This window comes from Paenibacillus sp. J31R30 (assembly GCF_059692115.1).
In genome coordinates, this window is the sequence record NZ_JCAUAV010000001.1 from 939,827 (window position 1) to 961,064 (window position 21,238).

Sequence of the window (21,238 nt, forward strand, 5' to 3'; positions counted from 1 at the left end):
GGAGCGGACAAGGTGACACAACAGCAAGAACCTAAACCCCTCGGTAGTACATGGACGGATGATCAATGGGATGCCATTACCCTCAAGGGGCAAAACATGTTGGTTGCCGCTGCCGCAGGCTCTGGTAAAACTGCCGTACTCGTTGAACGAATCATTCGTAGGATCTCTAATGAATGGGAACCGATCGATGTAGACCGATTACTCGTTGCAACATTTACGAAAGCAGCGGCTTCTGAAATGAAGCATCGAATTCGAGAGGCACTTGAGAAAGAACTGATGAAACAGCCGCATTCACAGCATTTGCGTAAACAGCTGGCGCTAATGGGGAAGGCATCGATTACAACCCTTCACTCCTTTTGTTTAGAGGTTGTTCAGCGTTATTTCAGTCTCATCAAATTAGACCCTGGCTTTCGAATAGCGAATGAAACGGAAGCGGATTTACTCCGTCAGGACTTACTAGGCGAGATGCTTGAAGAATATTATGCCGCGAGTAATGAAGACAGCGCATTCTGGCGTTTGGTGGATTCTTTTAGCGGTGAGCGCAATGATAACGCGATAATGATGCTTATTCAGAAGCTTTACGATGTATCTCGCAGTCATCCTTGGCCGGAGCATTGGCTTAGAGGGACTGCGTCAATGTTTGGCCCGCCTTCTTCAAGGCAAGCGGATCAAGCGATTGCGGATGAGCTGACTGGGATAGTTGAAGAAGCGCTGCCATATGTTGCCGCGGCCTCAGCGCCAGTGGATTATTCGCTGTGGGAGCAAAGTCTAGTTCGTGATCTTTCTCTGGAATTAGAAGGAGCAGCGGATTTGCTAGGACAAGCGCTGCACATCGCGGAATCTCCAGGAGGCCCTGCCCCGTATATAGAAAATTTACGAGATGATATGCTGCTCGTTCAGAATTTATTGGAAACGACGACTTATCCATGGTCCGTCTTGTATCTTGGTTTTCAAACAGTCGAGTTCGGTAAGCTCAAAGCCTGCAAGGGCGATGATTATGACAAAGGACTGCAAGAAGAAGTTAAAGAGCTTCGAAACAAGGCGAAGGAACAAATTAACAAATTAAAAGAAGAATTGTTCGGTCGAACACCAGAACAGTTTCATCAAGAAATTGCAGACATGGCTCCGTTGCTGCACGTCCTTGTTGATCTTATCGTTGATTTCGGTCAGCGATATCAAGCGGCTAAAGCAGCGAAGGGACTGATTGACTTTGCCGATTTGGAGCATTATTGCTTACAAATTCTAAGTGCGCCAGGTTCCATGCCCGGTGAATTGTATCCTTCAGAAGCGGCGCAATCGTATCGGAAGCAATTTGCAGAAGTGCTGCTGGATGAATACCAGGATACGAATCGTGTCCAAGAAGCGATTGTGGAGTTGATTTCAACTTCAAAGCCGGGCAATCGGTTTATGGTTGGTGATGTGAAACAAAGTATTTATCGGTTTCGTCTGGCAGAGCCAGGTCTATTCTTAGAAAAATACAAAGCGTATCGTTCCAACAAAGAAGCATCTGACGGAGAGATGAACGGTGGAAGAATCGATTTAGCGAGAAATTTCCGTAGTCGTCTTCAAGTCGTTGATGCGGTTAACTTTATTTTCAAACAAATGATGAATGAAACTGTCGGTGAAATTGCTTACGATGAGCGTGCGGAACTAGTGTATGGAGCGGGTTACCCGCCCTCTGCCTCTGATTGCTCAGTTGAGATGCTGCTCATTGATCGTGGTAAGGATGGAACAGACAAAAGCGAAGCGTTCACTGAAGAATCCGATGAAAGTGGAGAGGACATCAACGCCGAGGGTGCTGAAAGTGCGATTGATCCCGCATTGGAAGCAGAAGAACTGGAAACTGCGCAGCTGGAAGCACGTACAATTGCTCGTCAAATCAAAGGGTTGTTAGGCGCAGGTGGTCAAGAGTCATTTCAAGTATTTGATAAACGAACGGGGGGTGACCGTCCCGCAACATACAGGGATATTGTAATTTTGTTGCGAGCAACCCAAGCCTGGTCCCCAATTCTAATTGATGAGCTGAAGAAACAAGGCATTCCAGCTTATGCTGAGCTCAGTACTGGTTACTTCTCGGCAACAGAAGTTGAAACGATGCTTTCCTTATTGAAGGTCATTGACAATCCGTATCAAGACGTACCTTTGGCGGCTGTATTGCGATCTCCGATGGTTGGACTGTCAGCAGAGCATTTGGCGCAAATTCGAGCTGCGGACAAATCCGTACCTTTCTATGAGTCTGTCTTGCGTACGGCTGGGCAAAGTGTACAGAGTGCGGATGACAAGCTGGGAATCAAATTGACGCTATTTCTTGAACAATTGGAGCAATGGCGTAATGACGCTAGACAAGGATCGCTAGCCGACTTGATTTGGAGCATTTTTAGACAAACCGGCTATTATGATTTCGCTGGCGGATTGCCTGGCGGCATGCAAAGGCAAGCCAACTTAAGAGCTTTATATGATAGAGCAAGACAATACGAGAGTACGTCTCTGCGTGGATTATTCCGCTTCTTACGATTTATCGAACGGATGAAAGAAAGCGGAGGCGATCTTGGAACCGCACGTGCGCTTGGTGAGCAGGAAGATGTTGTTCGGATTATGTCCATTCATAAGAGCAAGGGCTTGGAATTTCCGGTTGTTTTTGTGGCTGGCATGGCGAAGATGTTTAATCAACGCGATTTGAATGATGCGTTCTTATTGCATAAAGAGCTTGGCTTCGGACCGCGATTTGTAGATACAACGCTGCGTGTCAGTTACCCGACGTTACCCTCTCTTGCGATTAAAAAGAGGCTGAAGCTCGAACTTCTAGCTGAGGAAATGCGCGTTCTCTATGTAGCCCTCACCAGAGCGCGCGAGAAATTGTACTTACTTGGTACTGTGAAATCGCTCGATAAGCTGCTGCGTGGTTGGGCTCGTCATTTATCAAGGGAGGCATGGTATTTGCCTGATTTTGAGTTAGCGAAAGCGAAGAGCTATCTGGACTGGGTAGGGCCTGCTTTGCTTCGTCATCCGGATGCCGCCATGTGGCGTGAACGGCTTGGAATTCGTGATATTGCTTCGGATATACGTTTGCTGCATGATTCATCGCAATGGAAGCTCTCCGTGATTACGCCAGAAAGCTTGCAGGTACAGGATGTCTTAGAAGATGTGGTTGTCGAGCCGGAAAGTGATCGATTCAAGGCGATTCAGCAGCGTGAGACTGTTACTACGTCTGGAAACTGGAAAGAAGCTTTAGAGGATCGACTATCTTGGACATACACATTCCCTGATGCGCCGAAGCATTTTGCTAAAACGACGGTTTCGGAAATGAAACGGCTATCTGAGCTCAACCGGATCGTGGATGAGTTCGAGTCGCCAATCGCTGTGGAAATCTCATCCGGAGAGGGAACTATGCCAACGGCAAGTAAACCAGCGGCTACGATTTGGCGAAGACCGAGATTCATGGAAGAGAAAAAGCTAACGGCAGCTGAGAAAGGGACTGTTGTTCATGCCGTAATGCAAAATATGTCCCTAGCAGAAATGCCAACAGAAGCAATTATACAGTCAACACTCCAAGAGATGTTGGACAAGCAAACGATGACGCAAGATCAGCGTGATGTGGTAGATATCCCTGTTATTTTGAAATTTTTCGAAACACAGGTTGGGAAACGGATGATCCAATCGCACAATGTGCAGCGAGAGGTTCCATTTAGTTATGGACTGCCTGCAGGTGAGGTTTACTCTGAGGCGGACCCATCAACACTTGGAGAGACTGTGCTCATTCAAGGGGTTATAGATTGTCTTTTTGAAGATGAGCTAGGACTCGTTCTCGTAGATTATAAGACGGATGCGGTTAGAGGAAGCACGGAAGTTGAGCTTCAACAACGTTATGAGAAGCAAATAAGCTTATATGCTCGCGCTGTGGAACACATTTGGAAACGTCCGGTACATGGCAAGTTCCTCTATTTCTTTGATGGTGCCAAACTAGTAGAAATGTAGAGAGACATTAATAACGAGAGACGACTTGCTAAGGTCAGAAAGGAGATGAGACATGCGAATTTTACACACGGCCGATTGGCATTTTGGACGAGCTTTGGAGGGGCGCAGCCGGATGGAAGAGCAGATCGCTTTCATGGATGAGCTTGTGCGCATTGTGGAGGATCAAGCGATAGATCTAGTGTTGATTGCTGGAGATATTTACGACAGCGTCAACCCTCCTGCTGCAGCGGAGCAGTTATTTTATGAAGGCATATCTAGGCTTGCAGATGGCGGTAAAAGGCAAGTTGCGATTATTTCGGGTAACCATGATCATCCGGATCGTCTGGCGGCTTCGGGTCCGCTGGCAGCGTCACAAGGCATAACCCTTATTGGATTACCGATTCAGGAAATTCAATCTATTGGAATTGCTCGAACAGGTGAGCTTGCTCGATTAATCGCTTTGCCGTATCCTTCGGAATCTCGCTTAAAGGAGTTGCTTTCCGAAGTTGCTGAGGAAGAAGTGCTGCGCAGCAAATATTCGGAGCGGGTTGGAGCTTTGATTCGTAAACAGGCTGCGTCTTTCGAACCAAATACAGTGAATTTGATCATGAGTCACTTATATGTACTAGGCGGGCATGAAACGGAGTCGGAACGTCCAATTCAAGTTGGCGGTGCGTACACCGTGGACACTACCGCTCTGACTGCTGGGGCGCAATATGTAGCGCTTGGCCACTTGCATCGTCCGCAAAATGTGAAGGCTGCTTCTCCCATTCGATATAGCGGTTCACCTATAGCTTATAGCTTTTCGGAAGCGGGACAAGCCAAATCCGTGACAATTCTTGATCTTGCGCCAGGGCAGGTGGCTGAGCCTCAGGAAATTTTCTTGACCTCAGGACGCCCGTTGGTAAGCTGGAAAGCGAAAGAAGGCATAGGACAGGTACACCAATGGCTAGATGAACAAAGAGATAGCACGGCATGGATTGATTTGGAGATCACGATGACTTCCGCCATGTCCATTGAACAAATACAATCGCTGCGTAAAGCGTACGAAGGCTTCATTCATATTCGTCCCATCTATCCAGAAATGGAAGCTGTTCGTACATCGATGCCGAAAGCAGCTTTTTCAATGGAGGAGCATTTTACACGCTTCTATGCGCGTCAAACGGGAGGCGCACAACCAGAGCCTGCGTTAGTTCAATTATTTTTGGAGTTGCTGCAGGAGAAAGAGCTTGGTGATACTTCTGGCGGCGAGTAAGCGCAAATGAATTGAGATTCGTGCGTGTGGGGAAAAATGTTTTCCCCAACAAGTGCTTGTGGATAACTTTTGTGATGTAAGTGAAAGGAGGAAGTAAGATGCGTCCAGTACAATTACAGATGTCAGGCCTGCAAAGCTATCGAGAGCTGCAGACAATCGATTTCAGCCAGCTCGTAGATGCTGGAGTGTTTGGAATATTTGGGCCAACGGGAAGTGGAAAATCATCGATTTTAGATGCGATAACCCTCTCATTGTATGGCAAAGTAGAACGAGCAAGCGGCGGCACCCAAGCGATTATGAATCATGCCGAGCAGACACTGTTCGTTTCTTTTACATTTGAACTGACCAATGCAACGAGTACAGAGCGATATCGGGTAGAGCGGCAATTCAAGCGTGGTGCTGAGATGTCCATCAATGGAACCATTTCTCGGTTCTTACATATTCGTGATAACGAAACGATCGTGCTGGCGGATAAGGCGGGCGAAGTCAATCAACAAGTTCAGAACATTTTGGGGCTGTCGATGCAGGACTTTACGAGAGCGGTCGTGCTGCCGCAAGGGAAGTTTGCTGAGTTTCTGACCTTGACAGGTAAGGATCGAAGGCAAATGCTGCAGCGGCTTTTCCATCTTGAAACCTACGGGGACCATTTGAGTGCGAAGGTCAGCTCTAAAGTAAAGGAAACGGACAGCGCTGTTAAACAGCTTGCTGCCGAGCAGCAGGGGCTAGGGGATGCGTCCTCAATGGCTTTGGAAGAAGCGAATAACAGGCTTCATGAAGCGGAACAAGAAGCGGTTCGTAGCCGGGACCATTTGGAGCAGCAGGAGAAGCTCTATGAAGAGCATAAACAAGTTTACCAATGGATGAAGGAATCTGAGGGACTTGAGCAAGAGCAGCAAAAGCATCGAGAGCAAGACGGGCTCATTGCTGAAAAAGAACAGCTGCTGAAGCTTGGTGAACAAGCGGAGCGAGTTATTCCTTACTTGGAACAGCATAAGTTGGCTGCGAGTGATGTGTTATCTAGCAAATCTCACCTTGATGCAGCTGTAACTTCGCAAGCGATTGCGGACACTGCTTTTCAGCAAGCAACATTAGCGTTTGACAAAGCGGAACAAGAACTGGTCTTGCAGGAAGGGCCGTTAATGCTGCGCTTGGATCAGTTGGAACAAGCGCTTGTCATTGGACAGGAGCTTGAACAGGTACAGTCTCACATTCAAACGACACAAACGCAAGAAGCTGAAGTGAAATCAACGTTATTACGTCTGCAAGCGGACATTTCTAAATCCAATGAAACGAAGCAAAAGGCAGTGGCGAAACAATCGGAGCTGAAAGCGCAATTAAAGCTGGTAGAAACGGATGCCACGCAGAGACAATTACTTCAAAACGCCGTGCAAGCGAAAAAAGGGATTCTCCTTCTTCAGTCTCAAGAGCTGGAAGCGAAGAATAGTAAATCTGATAAAGCACATGCATATGCTGCGGTCGAACATTCGCAAAGCTTAATTGTAGAGAAACAAGGAGTTCTTCAGGCTAAGCTAAGCGGTTGGTTTACAGCGTATGCTGCGTGTAAGGGACACTTACAGAGACACGATGTTTTTTTTGGAAAATTGTTTACAGGCTTGCAAGGGTGGATGGATGAGCAACGCAGGCAGTTAAAGCATCAAGAGCGTCATGCTTTGGCTGCTGTATTAGCTGCAGAACTGGAGATGGGTGAGCCTTGTCCTGTCTGTGGAGCGATGGAGCATCCGGCTCTTCAAAATAACAACGAGTCCGCGATGAATGCAGAGAAAACAAGTATATCCGAAGGTTTATTGCAGCAAATCGAGCTATTGTTACAAGAAATGAAAGAACGACAGTTTCAAGGCTCGCAAGTTGCTCGACGAATGTCGGAGCTCTATAAGCAAGCCGTTGAATTGGAATTTCCAGCTGAGGTTAAGGGGGAGCGGCAAGAAGGCCGTGCGGGCATAGAACATGCACTACAGGAAGCTGCTGTAGCTCAAGAAGAAGGAACACAGGTAGATCTGAGAAGCATTTCTTTAGAAATGAAACTCGAGGATTGGCAGGAGCAATGGCAGATTTTGGAGTCAGACTTTCAATCTCGTATGTCTCAAGTAGAAGAGTGTGAGAGGGTACTTCAGGACATATACAAAGAACATGCCCAACTTACTCAACAAGGTCTTGTCTTACATGCACAATGGCAGGCTGCGGCTAGTTTGCTTGCTGAGTCAGAAACTAAATTAACAAGTGTAAGCAAATCTGTTGAAGAGCAGACTCGGCAGTGGCATACGGATTTTACAACGCTGACTTGGGATCTGGTGGATGACCAACTCCATCAGCTCCTTGAACATGAGCGTCTAGCCGATGAACTGCGCGGTCGTATTGAGAAAAGCATTCCTTTTCTCGAGGAGCTTCTCGCGGGCCTCGAAAGCCTTCAGCTTGCTGCGCAAGAGCAAGATCGTACAGCCTTGCAGCTCCATGAGCGGCTGCAAGGGCTCGCGCAGCTCGCCGCCGACAAGTCGCGGCAGCTCGCTCTGCGCGCGCCTGGCGCGGCGGTGCCGCAGCTCATCGCGGAGGCGACCTCCGCGCTAGCGCAGCTGCGTCAGCTCGCGCAGCAGACCAAGCTCGCGCACGCGGCGGCGCAGCGCGAGCAGTCCCTAGCGGCGCAGCGCTACAGCGCCGCCGCCGAAGCCGCTGCCGCCGCCGCGCGGCAGCAGGCGCAGACCGAGCGCGCGCTTGCCAGCGCGCTCGAAAAAGGAGGCTTCGCGTCGCGCGAAGCCGCAGAGGCCGCGGCGCTGGCGCCTGAGCAGCGCCGCCAGTGGGCTCAGCTCGCGGCGGAGCACCGCGAGCGGGAGCAGGCGCTGCGCGCCCAGCTGGCGCAGCTGGCAGCGAAGCTGCAGGGCCGCGTGCTGAGCGCGGCCGAGTGGGCGCAGTCGCAGGCGCAGCTGAGCGACGCGAAGGCTGGCGCCGAAGCCGCGCTGGAGGCGCGGGCCAAGGCGGCGCAGGGCGCAAGCGAGCTCGCTGCGCGGCACTTGCGCTGGTGCGAGCTCGAGGCGCAGCGTGCAGAGCAGGCGACGCAGCTGGAGCGGCTTGGCAAGCTGCAAGCCGTGCTCAAAGCCAATGCCTTCGTCGAGTACCTGGCCGAAGAGCAGTTAATGCAGGTAAGTCGCGCGGCATCCGAGCGACTTGGTGAGTTGACGCGTCGACGTTACGGGATTGAAGTCGACTCTGGCGGTGGCTTCGTCATTCGTGACGATGCGAATGGCGGGGTGAAGCGTCCGGTTGGGACGCTATCCGGTGGGGAAACCTTCCTTACCTCGTTAGCATTGGCCTTAGCATTATCTGCTCAGATTCAGTTGAAGGGCGAATATCCGTTAGAGTTTTTCTTCCTGGATGAGGGCTTCGGTACACTTGACCAAGAATTGCTGGACATGGTTATAGGTGCTTTAGAGAAGCTGCATACAGATCGTTTAGCTGTAGGCGTCATCTCTCATGTACCTGAGCTGCGTGCTCGACTCGTTCGCAAATTAATTGTACATCCCGCAGAACCATCTGGTCGCGGGAGTCGCATTTCAGTCGAAGAACTTTGAGCTAACTTAAAGTGATCTCTTTTCAAAAGATTGCTTAACACAAATAAGTAAGGCTAATGACGCATTATTCGTCATTAGCCTTTTTTTATTTCCTGAATACTCCCTAGGTAAAGGTATCAATCCGTTTCGTACAAGTTGGCATACACTGCACCAACATGACGAAAAGGGGAATGTGCATGGCAACATTTCATGAAGCACTGAAGCATAAGAATCGTCTCTCACCTGTTTTATTGAAAAGGGCGGAGGTTATGGCGGTCGGGGTTGGATATGCAGATCCCCAAAAACCAACTGCGGGGGCAAGTGTCATCGTATACACCAATCAAAAGATAGTGCCTTCCGGATTGAATAACCTCAAAAGTGTTGCCGCAAAATTAGGGTCATCCGTGCCGGTGCGCTTTCTTTCATCTAAGTCATTTAAAGCGCATGTGCTGACTGCTGCCAAACCGAGAGCTTATAAGGCAGCTACATTTCAAAGTAGACAGCGTCCAGTTCCTGGCGGAGTAAGTATTGGCAAAACCAATCCCTTTTCCACGGGGACAGCAGGTTTGGTTGTGATCAAAAATAATCAGCTTTACATTCTAAGTAATAACCACGTACTGATCAGAAATAACTCATCTGCATTCTCGGAAACGGTACAACCAGGGCCTGCTGATGGCGGGATGTCTGGGACGGATCGTGTAGGAAGAGCCTATCAATTTGTTCCATTACGTCCAGGTGAAGTTAATTTTCAAGATTCGTCAATAGCTCTCCCGACCTCTAACAGCATATTAAATCCACGGTATTTGCGCAGTGCATCAGGCCAACTAATTACAGTCCCAGGACATCTATTAACCTATCCAGTCGGTCTAAAAGTGTTTAAATCTGGACGTACTTCAGGTTTTGTTAGAGGAACCGTGGAGTCTAATAATGTAGATGTGCGTGTATCGTATGGGGGAAGCCTTGGTACCTTACTATTTCGCAATCAAACTGTGGTTGTTGGGGATTCGGGTCCTGTTTCACTCCCAGGTGATTCTGGGTCGGTTTGGCTCCGTTCAAGTGACCGCTATGCGGTAGCGCTCAACTTTGCAGGGCCAGCGGATGGATTACGCTCCATATGCAACCCTATCGGTGTGGTCATGACTACCTATGGCGTGCGTACGGCAATTCCTGCAGCAGGCGGTACTTTTACGGCGGGTAAAATACATGGAATGGCACCGCGTGGCGACGCCTCTTATGTGCAGCCATTGACAGAAAGTCAACGTAAACGAACTAGAGCGATTTTAGTGAAGTCACATAAGTAAACAGGTAATAAATGTTTGAAGGGCTGAATTACATGGGGTCTTCACAAAAAAATGAGATAATGACCTTGTTTTTTTGGAGCATCATATGTAATTCCCTTACATACTATGATCGTCTCATATCTTCTTATTTCCACAATGAGTACGTCCTGTTTTCCCTTTCACATTTCCTTCAATTTTCAACTCCTCCTCAACGACTAGCAATCCCTATATTCGACCGAATAACCTGACCGTCGAGTGCCACTCCATATGAAATCGATTGTAAATAAGCCAATTGCTTTTCAGCATAAGCTTCACCTTTGGAGACGATTTGATTTTTCTCAATGTAAAAAGGTTGGAAAGACATCTCGATTTGGTCCTCTGAGAGGTTTAAATGGAGTAGACCTGTGTCTGCTTTTGGACCCGATACATAGTCAGGGAAGAGGAAATTACCGATCGAGTAGGCAATGGGCTTCCCTTTGTAATATTCAAAGCCTTGAAGTACGTGTACGTGGCTGCCAATAATGGCATCTGCGCCTGCATCTATCATTTGCTTGGCAAATTCTCGCTGCCAGGGTTCAGGGCGATTGTTCATCTCAACTCCCCAGTGTAAGTAAACGAGGACGAAGTCTGCATCCTCACGTTCTCGAGCAATGGCATCAAGTACGGGCTTGTGATCATAAGCCTGGGCAATGCCGGGTTTGTTCGGGCCTGCAAACCAGTCACCCGTAGGGATAAACCGAGAAAAAGCGAGGAATTTCACCTTTTTCCCCTTCAAAGTAACGCTCTTCGCTCGATAGGCTTCTTGCGCATTCAGACCACCGCCTACATAAAGTAGGCCGGACTTATCCAAATGGGTTAGCGTGTCGAGAAACCCTTTCTGTAAGAAATCCATAGAATGATTGTTTGCGACGGAAACCATGTCAAAACCGGCATTTTTCAAACCACGAAGTGACTCGGGATTGGATTTGAAATTATAAATCTGATTGGTATCCTTCTCGTTCTCGAGGGTAACAGCGGTTTCGAGATTGACGAAGGAAAAATCAGCGCGTTCGATTTCGGATTGAATATGTTGAAATGGATAATCAGGCCCATACCGGTTGATCGCCTCCTTAACTGACCAGTCGAACATGGCGTCACCGGCATAAAGAATATGTAGCGGCTCTTGCAACTCTAGTTTTGCAGGAGATGGTTGTACATATACGACACTTGGAGCCTTTTCTTCTGCTATTGTACTTATCACAGGTTTAGAATGATCTTCATTTGATCCTGTAACCATCGCCGATGGAAGAGGGGCCGACTCTTGCGTAGTGTTTGTCTGTTCTATGGGTTGAGTCGTGCTTGTTTCTATGGAAATAGTCAATTTATCAACGGAAGATGGATCAAGCATGGTCTCGCAACTGACGAGTAACGAACTCAGACAAGCTGCAACGAGGAAAACAGGGCCTATATTTTTCATATGGTGAAAACCCTTCCGTTAATGCATTTTTCTATATTTTAACAATTGCAATTTGCAGAAGGCATCGAACTGTCGTGTAGAAACGATGAAATTTTGCTCAATTTTGTCAACTTAGAGGGATTATTTTGTAGTTTCTTTGAATATTGTGCTACTTTTCGACGATTCATTACGTATCTAGTACAGGCGAATAGTTGAAAACACCATGAAAGGGAGTCTGTTTATATTGAAAATGAATAAACGAATAGGTATTTTATCACTAGCCGTTGGTATTCTTGCTGCGGGAATCGCACAAACACCAGCACCTGCACGTGCTGACGTCGTCTGGGATCATTGGACACAAGCGGAGTCGTTGCAAGCGTCTGGAAATTCCAAAGCTGCCGTTCCTCATTGGCAATATCTCTCTGATTATTACGCAAGCAAAGGGGATTGGGAGAATGCGGCGCTATTCAGTGGGAAATTAGATGCGTATTTTGATGAGATCGGAGATTATGACCAAGCGATTCATTATTATGAGCAGGAAAATCAATACTGGGTGAATGCGGGCAAGGATTGGGGGGCTGTGAAATTGCAGCGTGCTGATCAAATTCGGACAACCGTTGAGTTGTATAGGAAAGAAAATAATGAGAGTGTTGTTCAGCAGCTCTCGGAACCTGTTGGCTCACAACTTGCTAAGTTTGAACCCGTTTATGGTACATATTTAGGGATGTACTCCGAGCAAGATCCGAAAGTCGGTAATATGTTCACGAAAACGCAATCCGTCTATGGCAAGAAGCATGCGATTTACTTAGCTTATACCTCTTGGGGAAAAAGCTTTCCCTCCTCCTATGTAAAACGAGCGAAAGATGCCGGCGGAGCTTTACAAATTGCTTGGGAACCGCTAGACGGGTTGGACCCTGTTACCGATGGCACGTATCTGCGCAACTGGGCTAAGGAAGCGAAAGCTGCTGGGATTCCAATCTTTTTACGTTTTGCAGGTGAGATGAATGGCGCTTGGGTGAAATGGCACGGAAATCCTGCGCAGTATATTGCGAAGTTTAGAATGCTCCATGATGTATTTGCGGCTGAAGCGCCGAACGTGGCTATGGTATGGAGTCCGGGGGATGTGCCTGCGAATGATATCGATCCGTACTATCCAGGAGATGCGTATGTAGACTGGGTTGGCGTAAGTTTGTATATTGAGCCTTATGAAAATGGGGATCCCTCACTTCCTTCTATGCTAGCAACAAGTAACGTAGAAAGATTGACGAGATTGTACAACACGTATGCAGATCGCAAGCCATTGATGCTTAGTGAGACGGGGGTTCCGCATTACTCGCATTCTGCAAGCGAAGATTACACGGAGTGGGCTAAGCTTAATCTCCAGCGGTTGTATGAAATTATGCCGTACAAATATCCAAGACTGAAAGCGATCACGTACTTTAATGTGGATCAGCAAATGAGTAACGCCAAAAACGATTATTCACTATCGACTTCTTCTGAAATCCAAAGCTACTACAGCAAGTTGATTGCTAATCCATATCTGCTTTCTGAAGTTAAGGACGCAGCGAAACCTGCCGATCAAGTTGGTTATGTGCCTATTAATGCGGATCATCAAGCCTTCACTAAGCAAACTCGGGTCATTCCTTTTATCAAAATTCCGGAGGTTTACATTGGCAAGGTTGATTATTTATTGAATGGGCGGGTTATTGCCTCCCAAACGAGTCTGCCTTATGGACTGGATCTCAAAGCTGGAGATGTGCCAGAAGGCTCGGTTTTACAATTACGTATCCTGAACAAAACCGGACAACAAGTTGCACTGCGAACGTTTGGTATTTCATCACAGGTTTCCGTGAATATCAATGGGATCGAACAAAAATTTGAACAACCCCCTGTCATTGTGAATGGCTCGACATTTACGCCGCTTCGTGCCATTTTCGAAGCTATGGGGGCCAAAGTAGATTATGAAGCGGCTACTAGATCAGTCACAGCAACAAAAGGAAGCACAACCGTGAAGCTGACACTTGATCAAAGCACCGTGTATGTAAATGGTAAGGCGATTCAACTGGAAGAACCAGCCAGACTCGTGAATGGGTATACACTTGCACCTGCTAGATTCGTAGGAGAAACCTTTGGCGGCATCGTCAATTGGGATGGAACTAGCCGCACGGTAACCATTTCAACGAATTAACATACCAATAAAAAAGCTGCTTTCACTTCTGACAACATGTCAGGGCGGGAGCAGCTTTGTTTATTTTACAAATTATATGAGCTTCATTTCCATCTGGTCGATTTTCCAAACACCGTCCATTTTCCTCAAAATATAAGTGAAATGAGCATCATGGGTGCCTGATAGTATATAAATGCCCGTATAACGCAGTGTGTTGGAATCTTCTGATTGTATAGATTGTTGTTTGATCTCCTTGACTTCACCAGGGGGTCTGAGTGGTAACACACCGCCTTCGACAATGTGATGAATTCCCGATTTCTGTAGATAGGTGTTGGCTAATTCTTTGGCTTTATTTTCAGTAAATACCTGCTGCAGCCATGTTTGAATCTGCTCTTTCTGATCGGGACTAATTCGTTTGAGCGCAATTGGACTTAACCCATTGATATATTGTTGATTGATTTGTTGAAACCAATCCTGCATAAGCGTATAGGTGGCTGGCGCTGTGAGGTCATGATTATCCTTCATCGTAAATGGAGCCAGAGGATAGGCGCTAAGAGCTTGAGTGAGTTCACTTTGAGTGACCTCCGACAGTGGCGGCGGTGTAGTTTCGACTTGGTTTAGTTGAGTTACTACAGCTGTATCGGAGACGCCTTCAAGAATATCCGCATATACGGTTTGATAGCGACGAATGGTAACGGTAACACGACCTTTGGATCCTGGCGGGCCAAATTGTTTGTGGGCATCTGGATTACTTACTTGCAGAATCAGGCGCGTGGGGGTTCCTTTGAAAGCCAGCGGCTGCGGCAATAGTTCCGAGGAGGCTTCGTCCGCTAACATGATGATCTGGCTGCTATTATAGGTGTCCTCTTCATAGTTAATGGTAAAAGTACCGGAGATTTGCGCTTCTCCTTCCATGATGAAGACCTTAGAGCCTTTCCCATAGGTCTCCAGTTGACGATCAAGTACTTTCCATCCAGCAACCCCATCGCCGATTCTGAGAAGCGCAGGATCATACCAGCGCGCGGTACTTGACTGCTTGGTTTCGTTAGGTAGTACCTGCGGACTCGGTTCTATAGTTGTTCTAGGCAGTGCCGTTATCTCGGGTTGCTTGGTTACTTCTGCATGTAAAGTGGTTTGGGGTGCTGGAACAAGAATTTTCACAAGCAAGATCAGTATTGCGATGGAGAGCAACAATCCTCCGACAATCATCAAGCTTCTTTCTTTCGACATACAAATGCCTCCTACTTGGTATTCATTGTCTATGTAGACGATCTGCGCAGGCTGAAGTTGCATGATAAGCGATAAAATTTTCCAGTAACGGGTGATATAGAAAAACAGCACTCCCAATTTAGGAAGTGCTGGCTGCAATTAATGAATATATCTTAGCTCTATACGTTCTGCAGCGCTTGCTGCACCTCTTGTACGATCGATAACGCTGCAGTTCGAGCACTCGAGAATGCACGTTCAGCGAGCTCTCCTTTACCTGTACAGCCGTCTCCGCAGAAGTAGAAAGGAATATTTTCCACACGAGTTGGTAAAAGTCGGTTGGTCGCAATGTTCTTCACGCTGGAAACCATGGCTTTCTTAGAAACACGCTTAACCGCAGTGACATCACGCCAGCCTGGATAGTGTTGATCGAAAAGGGCTTCCATTTGTGAGGTTTTATTGTCCAAATAGGCTTTACGTTCCTCATCACTATCGAAGTTGTCGCTTAAGTACGCGATACCTTGAAGTAACTGCCCGCCTTCAGGCACTAACGTATGGTCTGTTGCCGAAACATCGCTAATGAAGAGCTTATTGTCCATATCGCTGATGTAACTAAACGGTCTAGCGACGACGCGGCTTAAACCGATGTCGTAAACCATAACCTCAGTTGCTGTATTGGACTCATACGGTGAGAGGAATGGCTCCCATGCCGTACCTTTCAACAGCTTGACAACTTGTTGTACGGGCATCGCGAAAATCACTTTATCAAACGCCATTTCACGTGTCTTCGTTTTTAAAACAAACTTGCGGTCCTCATAACGAAGTCCGTCCACACCTTCCTGCAGGGCGATTTCCCATTTGCCGGAGGCGGTCATTTTCTGTTTCAACTGATTCGTAATAACTGCCCAGCTGCCCAAGACATAATTGACAGGTTTACTGGATAGGAACAAGTTGTGATAATACTCGCTAATAACAGCACCGGATACATTTCGAGCATCTTCTGGTGTAATGAAGAAGTTAGAGCATACCAAATGCTCCCATAGCTCTTTCACATCTTCATCGGCGTTAGACTCAGCAAGGTAGTCGGCTAATGTTGCATAGTTTTTAATATTGTGAATATTAGCTATAATTGCGGCAATTTCACCAACGAAGCGGACTTTTTGAATCGTGTTCAGTAGATCCGTTTTTAACAGGTTAATGGCATCGAGTGGTGCAGTTGTAAGCTGATTATGCTTCGCGTAGACGACTTTGCGCTTATCAACTTGCTTGGAGGAAAACGATAGTCCAAGTTCGCGTTCCATCGTAGTCAACGTATGACGATCGATCCCATAGATCGCGTGTGCGCCGTAGTTGAGTGTGAAACCAGCTTTCTCATACGTAAATGCGCGGCCTCCGAGCTGTGGACTACGCTCAAATAGAATCCCTTCCACATGTGGGTTTTCAGATAAATATGCGGCTGCTGTTAAACCAGCAAGACCTCCACCGATAATGGCTACTTTCATTCGTTTTTCCTCCTTGGGGACTGGTTCTACCTGCAGGGATGCGTTAGGTTCTACGGAACGAAGACCTACCCAAAGCCAGGCTAAGTTGTTTTTCATCATGGAGAGCAGGTCGGCATCATCTTGCGTGCACCATGTTCGGATCGTGCCTGCATACATGCACACGAGCAATTCAATCTTTTTTGGCTCCGGGAGCCAGTGCAGCAAGCTTTCTGTTAAAACGTTCAATTGCTGGAGCTCTTCCAATTTAACCGTATCATTTTGCAAGGAAAGTGCCTGCAAGCTGCGAATTAGTCTTGGTGAGAACTGAATATTGGACGCTAAGTCTAAAAATAGCCGATTAATATGTCCTTCTAATGATTGCACCTTGGAAGGGGGTTGCTTGACCCAGTCTTGAATCAACTGAATTTGTTTCGTGTATAACGCTGAAATGATGGCATCCTTACTTTTGAAATAATGATAAAAGGTTCCTTTGGATGTACTGGTAGCTGCGATAATATCATCGACAGAGACGTTCTCGTAGCCTTTCTCCATGAACATCGCTAAGGCGACTTCCATCATCACATCGCGCTTTTTGCGGGTCGAGGCTCTCATGAATTGACTCATCCGCTCACTCCATTCAGGCGATCAGTTTACCCTTATTATATGCAAAAGTAGACTATTAGTCTACAAGTGAATTGACCGGTGTCAAATACGGGCTTCGGATTAAACAATCTAAATCATTCTTTCCCGTGTGAGCCGAATAAGTTAGGTATATACTTCACATTAGAACACCTTGAGAGGATGAGTCATTGACTTGAATAAAGCAGATTTAGGATGGCATGTATTTTTTGAAAAAGCATTCGAACCGTATCTAAACGAAGAAGGATTTGTCGCAGGCCGCGTCTCCTTAGAACATAAGCATATGTATCGCGTTCAGACGGAAGCTGGCGAAATGCTGGCAGAGGTTTCTGGCAAAATGCGTCACCAAGCGCTGCGGCGCGAGGATTATCCTGCCGTAGGGGATTGGGTCGTCTTATCCCTACGGGAAGGGGAGCAGCGGGCTGTAATCCATGCCGTGCTTCCTCGTCGAAGTAAGTTTTCCCGTAAAGTGGCTGGTCAAGTCACGGAAGAGCAAATTGTTGCAACCAATGTAGATACCGTATTTCTGGTAAATGCCTTGAATCAAGATTTCAACGTTCGTCGAATTGAAAGATATTTGGTTTTAGCGTGGGAGAGCGGAGCGAATCCCGTCATTGTATTGAGTAAGTCTGATCTGTGCGAAAATCCAGAGGAGCTTGCCGACGAAGTCGCGGCTGTTGCTATAGGGGTTCCCATCCACATTATTAGCTCTGCAGAAAATCGTGGTTTAGAAGAACTTGCTGCCTACATGACTCGCGGGCAAACTGTTGCGTTACTTGGATCGTCAGGAGTTGGTAAATCGACCTTAGTGAATCGCATCTACGGACGAGATATTTTGAACACAGGAGATATCCGATCTGGTGATGATAAAGGGAAGCATACAACAACGCATCGTGAAATGATTCTGCTGCCTGATGGCGGCATTTTAATCGATACCCCGGGTATGAGAGAGTTGCAGCTTTGGAGCGCCTCAGAGGGGCTCAGCACGTCCTTTCAGGATGTTGAGGAATTTGCAGAGCAATGCTTCTTCCAAGATTGCAAACACGAGAATGAACCGAAGTGTGCGGTTAAAGCCGCGCTAGATTCGGGAGCTTTAGCTGCAGATCGCTTCCAAAGTTATGTGAAATTGCAAAAGGAGCTTGCCTATCTAGCTCGCAAAGAGGACAAAGGTCTTCAAGCTGCGGAAAAAGCGAAATGGAAGAAGATCCATCAATCGCTCAAAAGCCAACCTCATCGCTAATTCCGATATTATTTGGATTGGATTTTTTGATGGCTTTCCGATAAACTTATAGGTAAGTAGGATAACAATGTCGGGAGGACGAATGGATCAATGAGTGATTGTGTTTTTTGTAAAATCATTGCAGGGGAGCTTCCCTCTAAGAAAGTCTATGAGGATGATCAGATTCTAGCTTTTCATGATATTCAGCCTGCCGCACCGATTCATGTCCTTATCATTCCGAAGAAACACTTTGCTTCTTTAGCTGCTGGAGAGACGGAAGATTGGGCTGTCGTAGGGCAAATGCAGCGTGTTGCAGCACAAATTGCTAGAGAGCTAGAGGTAGAAGAATCCGGTTATCGTGTGATTACGAACATTGGTGCCAACGCGGGTCAAATTGTTCACCATTTGCATTATCATCTGATGGCAGGTGCTAGATTGGCACCGCTTGGTGTGCATAACTAATCTTTCCTAGCAGGAAACATCAGTTTAGCGATTGACACCCTAATTACTATCACCTATAATGAGATTTGATGAACCGTTTTGTCTTAGATGGTCTGTTCGGAGGGAGGGAAAACTGTTGTCAGAAACTCGAGTTCGTAAGAACGAAACTATAGATGCTGCACTTCGTCGCTTTAAGCGTTCCATCGCTAAGGATGGCGTTCTTGCAGAAGTTAAGAAACGTAAGCATTATGACAAGCCTAGCGTTAAGCGTAAGCTTAAATCAGAGGCTGCTCGTAAAAGAAAGTTCTAGGAGGCAACATGAGCTTAAGCGATCGATTGAACGAAGATATGAAGCAAGCGATGAAGAGTCAGGACAAGTTTAAGCTCTCTGTAATTCGAATGGTGCGTTCAACGATTAAGAATTCTGAGATTGATCTGAAAAGACCCTTAGACGACAATGAAGTGCTTGATGTTCTAACTCGTGAGATCAAACAGCGTAAGGATTCCCTCCAAGAATTTACCAAGGCAGGTCGTGAAGATCTAGCCGACAACCTGAGTGCGGAACTTGTTATTTTAGCTGAGTACATGCCGCAACAGCTTTCTGAGGAAGAAGTGAAAGCCATTGTACAGCAGACCATCCAGCAAATTGGTGCTTCTTCCAAAGCGGATATGGGCAAAGTGATGACGGCATTGATGCCTCAGGTTAAAGGACGCGCTGATGGTAAGATTATCAATCAGTTAGTTCAACAACTATTAGGTTAATACCAAATATGTTTTGTGAAGACCGAGTGGATTCGTTCCGCTTGGTCTTTTTTCCATTTCAGAAGGCTTTCTCACATTTTCTAATAATTTCCGAAACAGTTCATACATTAATACGTACATACCTAATGAGAAGGAAGTATAAGGGGAAGGAGTGAACGACGATGTTTCTAGATAACTTGTCCGCGTTTCTGACTCACCCTGTAACAGCTACCGTTTTATTAATGGTTGGCATTATTGGCATCGCGCTTGAACTGCTTTTTTTCAGTAGTGGATTGTTGGCCTTGGCAGGGGTTGCTGGCTTTGGTTTATATTTTCTGGGTTTCTATTTAGCAGGCTTTGCAAGCTTCGGTGATTTAGCTGTCTTAGGATTAGGCGTAATTCTGCTTATTTTAGAATTGGTCGTGCCTAGCTTTGGTATTCTCAGTGTATTGGGAGCCATTTGTCTCTTCGGCGGCGTCCTGATGGCGTCTTCTGATCCCAAAGAAGCAGCGTTTATGTTGATTATTGCTCTGCTAGTGGCCATTGTGGCTGTCATTGCAGCGATTAGAACGTTTAAGCACCGGGGTGTTTGGAACCGTTTTATTCTGAGGGAACAGCTAACGACAAGTAAGGGTTTTACATCGAATCCAGACAGATCCTATTTAATTGGCCAAACAGGTGAAGCGATCACACCTCTGCGGCCTGCAGGTACGGCGATGATTCAAGGGGAACGTGTCGATGTCGTTTCGCTAGGCAGCTTCATCTCAGTCAACCAATCAATCGTTGTTGTGGATGTTGAAGGAGTTCGTGTTGTTGTAAAAGAACTGGATAAGCAACATAACATTGAGGAGGAAATAAACAAATGACGATTGAACCAGGCTTATATTTGGTGCTGCTTGCAGCCATTATTATTATCGTGTTATCGGTTCTTCTGAGTGTCGTTCCAGTTATGCTGTGGATATCTGCATTGGCTTCAGGTGTGAAAATTAGTATCATTACCTTGATCGCGATGAGACTTCGTCGGGTTACGCCAAGTCGTATTGTGAATCCGATGATTAAGGCTACGAAAGCGGGTATAGATCTTAGTGTGAATCAACTGGAAAGTCACTATCTTGCAGGCGGTAATGTTGACCGTGTTGTGAATGCACTAATTGCTGCACATCGAGCAAAAATTCATTTGGAATTTGAGCGCGCGGCGGCCATTGATTTGGCGGGTCGCGATGTATTGTTAGCTGTTCAAATGAGTGTAAATCCACGTGTGATCGAAACGCCTAATGTTTCGGCTGTAGCGAAGAACGGTATTGAGGTAAAGGTTATCGCAAGAGTAACAGTTCGTGCTAATATTGACCGACTAGTCGGTGGTGCCGGGGAAGAAACGATTATTGCCCGTGTCGGTGAGGGTATCGTTACAACCGTAGGTTCCAGTGAATCTCACAAAGACGTCTTAGAGAATCCGGATATGATCTCTAGGACTGTACTGGGTAAAGGCTTGGATGCGGGCACTGCATTTGAAATACTGTCCATTGATATTGCAGATGTGGATGTAGGTAAGAACATCGGCGCACATTTACAAACGGAGCAAGCAGAAGCAGACAAACGAATCGCGCAAGCAAAAGCAGAAGAACGCCGCGCAATGGCTGTTGCAGCTGAGCAGGAGATGAAAGCGCGAGTTGTAGAGATGCGTGCTAAAGTTGTTGAATCGGAGTCTCAGGTTCCGCTTGCGATGGCAGAAGCGTTACGGAATGGTCAATTAGGTGTAATGGATTATATGAATCTCAAAAACATTGAATCCGATACACAAATGCGTTCCTCCTTAGGTAAAGTAAACGACGGGAAAAATGAGAAAGAATAAGGGTACGA

14 protein-coding genes are annotated in these 21,238 nt (G+C 46.8%); 11 read left to right on the forward strand and 3 right to left on the reverse strand.

Annotated elements, in window-relative coordinates; genetic code table 11:
* The first annotated feature begins 12 nt into the window (after window positions 1–12).
* The 4 genes from addA to AC58QO_RS03335 all read left to right on the forward strand — a co-directional run bounded on the left by addA (window position 13) and on the right by AC58QO_RS03335 (window position 10,070).
* Window positions 13–3,975: a helicase-exonuclease AddAB subunit AddA gene (gene addA, locus AC58QO_RS03320; RefSeq protein ID WP_497263877.1), complete on the forward strand. Its 3,963-nt coding sequence runs from the start codon at window positions 13–15 to the stop codon at window positions 3,973–3,975.
* Window positions 3,976–4,027: 52 nt separating this feature from the next.
* On the forward strand, window positions 4,028–5,209 hold the full coding sequence (locus AC58QO_RS03325) for an exonuclease SbcCD subunit D (RefSeq protein WP_497263878.1): 1,182 nt from the start codon (window positions 4,028–4,030) through the stop codon (window positions 5,207–5,209).
* A gap of 98 nt (window positions 5,210–5,307) precedes the next feature.
* On the forward strand, window positions 5,308–8,790 hold the full coding sequence (locus tag AC58QO_RS03330; RefSeq protein WP_497263879.1) for an AAA family ATPase: 3,483 nt from the start codon (window positions 5,308–5,310) through the stop codon (window positions 8,788–8,790).
* A 176-nt stretch (window positions 8,791–8,966) separates the two neighbouring features.
* Complete coding sequence (locus tag AC58QO_RS03335) at window positions 8,967–10,070, forward strand: chymotrypsin family serine protease (protein WP_497263880.1); 1,104 nt, start codon at window positions 8,967–8,969, stop codon at window positions 10,068–10,070.
* Window positions 10,071–10,257: 187 nt separating this feature from the next.
* Here the strand turns inward: AC58QO_RS03335 and AC58QO_RS03340 are convergent, their stop codons facing one another.
* Window positions 10,258–11,505, reverse strand: a complete 1,248-nt coding sequence (locus AC58QO_RS03340; RefSeq protein WP_497263881.1) for a CapA family protein — start codon at window positions 11,503–11,505, stop codon at window positions 10,258–10,260.
* A gap of 229 nt (window positions 11,506–11,734) precedes the next feature.
* On the opposite strand from AC58QO_RS03340, the gene AC58QO_RS03345 reads away from it, so the two are divergent.
* Window positions 11,735–13,672, forward strand: a complete 1,938-nt coding sequence (locus AC58QO_RS03345; RefSeq protein ID WP_497264379.1) for a stalk domain-containing protein — start codon at window positions 11,735–11,737, stop codon at window positions 13,670–13,672.
* A gap of 72 nt (window positions 13,673–13,744) precedes the next feature.
* Here the strand turns inward: AC58QO_RS03345 and AC58QO_RS03350 are convergent, their stop codons facing one another.
* Together AC58QO_RS03350 and AC58QO_RS03355 are read right to left on the reverse strand one after the other, a co-directional pair.
* Complete coding sequence (locus AC58QO_RS03350) at window positions 13,745–14,881, reverse strand: hypothetical protein (RefSeq protein ID WP_497263882.1); 1,137 nt, start codon at window positions 14,879–14,881, stop codon at window positions 13,745–13,747.
* Between the two features lie 158 nt (window positions 14,882–15,039).
* Window positions 15,040–16,962: an FAD-dependent oxidoreductase gene (locus AC58QO_RS03355; RefSeq protein ID WP_497263883.1), complete on the reverse strand. Its 1,923-nt coding sequence runs from the start codon at window positions 16,960–16,962 to the stop codon at window positions 15,040–15,042.
* Between the two features lie 190 nt (window positions 16,963–17,152).
* Between AC58QO_RS03355 and rsgA the strand changes: the two genes are divergently transcribed.
* The 6 genes from rsgA to floA all read left to right on the forward strand — a co-directional run bounded on the left by rsgA (window position 17,153) and on the right by floA (window position 21,230).
* Window positions 17,153–18,217: a ribosome small subunit-dependent GTPase A gene (gene rsgA, locus AC58QO_RS03360; protein WP_497263884.1), complete on the forward strand. Its 1,065-nt coding sequence runs from the start codon at window positions 17,153–17,155 to the stop codon at window positions 18,215–18,217.
* Window positions 18,218–18,307: 90 nt separating this feature from the next.
* On the forward strand, window positions 18,308–18,658 hold the full coding sequence (locus AC58QO_RS03365) for a histidine triad nucleotide-binding protein (protein WP_497263885.1): 351 nt from the start codon (window positions 18,308–18,310) through the stop codon (window positions 18,656–18,658).
* A 115-nt stretch (window positions 18,659–18,773) separates the two neighbouring features.
* Window positions 18,774–18,947 (forward strand): 30S ribosomal protein S21, encoded by a 174-nt coding sequence (rpsU, locus tag AC58QO_RS03370; protein ID WP_028558020.1) that lies wholly within the window; start codon window positions 18,774–18,776, stop codon window positions 18,945–18,947.
* A gap of 8 nt (window positions 18,948–18,955) precedes the next feature.
* The gene (locus tag AC58QO_RS03375; RefSeq protein ID WP_497263886.1) at window positions 18,956–19,399 is read left to right on the forward strand and encodes a GatB/YqeY domain-containing protein; all 444 of its coding nucleotides are present in this window, start codon (window positions 18,956–18,958) and stop codon (window positions 19,397–19,399) included.
* Between the two features lie 161 nt (window positions 19,400–19,560).
* Window positions 19,561–20,244, forward strand: a complete 684-nt coding sequence (locus AC58QO_RS03380) for an NfeD family protein (RefSeq protein ID WP_497263887.1) — start codon at window positions 19,561–19,563, stop codon at window positions 20,242–20,244.
* Window positions 20,241–21,230 (forward strand): flotillin-like protein FloA, encoded by a 990-nt coding sequence (gene floA, locus AC58QO_RS03385; protein ID WP_497263888.1) that lies wholly within the window; start codon window positions 20,241–20,243, stop codon window positions 21,228–21,230. Before AC58QO_RS03380 ends, floA begins: the two co-directional genes overlap by 4 nt.
* The last annotated feature ends 8 nt before the right edge of the window (window positions 21,231–21,238 follow it).

What these genes read in the sequence shown, in the direction of transcription:
- AC58QO_RS03325 (WP_497263878.1), top strand. Translation starts at nt 4,028, where the DNA reads ATGCGAATTTTACACACGGCCGATTGGCATTTTGGACGAGCTTTGGAG.
- AC58QO_RS03330 (WP_497263879.1), top strand. Translation starts at nt 5,308, where the DNA reads ATGCGTCCAGTACAATTACAGATGTCAGGCCTGCAAAGCTATCGAGAG.
- AC58QO_RS03335 (WP_497263880.1), top strand. Translation starts at nt 8,967, where the DNA reads ATGGCAACATTTCATGAAGCACTGAAGCATAAGAATCGTCTCTCACCT.
- AC58QO_RS03340 (WP_497263881.1), bottom strand. Translation starts at nt 11,505, where the DNA reads ATGAAAAATATAGGCCCTGTTTTCCTCGTTGCAGCTTGTCTGAGTTCG.
- AC58QO_RS03345 (WP_497264379.1), top strand. Translation starts at nt 11,735, where the DNA reads ATGAATAAACGAATAGGTATTTTATCACTAGCCGTTGGTATTCTTGCT.
- AC58QO_RS03350 (WP_497263882.1), bottom strand. Translation starts at nt 14,881, where the DNA reads ATGTCGAAAGAAAGAAGCTTGATGATTGTCGGAGGATTGTTGCTCTCC.
- AC58QO_RS03355 (WP_497263883.1), bottom strand. Translation starts at nt 16,962, where the DNA reads ATGAGTCAATTCATGAGAGCCTCGACCCGCAAAAAGCGCGATGTGATG.
- AC58QO_RS03365 (WP_497263885.1), top strand. Translation starts at nt 18,308, where the DNA reads ATGAGTGATTGTGTTTTTTGTAAAATCATTGCAGGGGAGCTTCCCTCT.
- AC58QO_RS03375 (WP_497263886.1), top strand. Translation starts at nt 18,956, where the DNA reads ATGAGCTTAAGCGATCGATTGAACGAAGATATGAAGCAAGCGATGAAG.
- AC58QO_RS03380 (WP_497263887.1), top strand. Translation starts at nt 19,561, where the DNA reads ATGTTTCTAGATAACTTGTCCGCGTTTCTGACTCACCCTGTAACAGCT.
- floA (WP_497263888.1), top strand. Translation starts at nt 20,241, where the DNA reads ATGACGATTGAACCAGGCTTATATTTGGTGCTGCTTGCAGCCATTATT.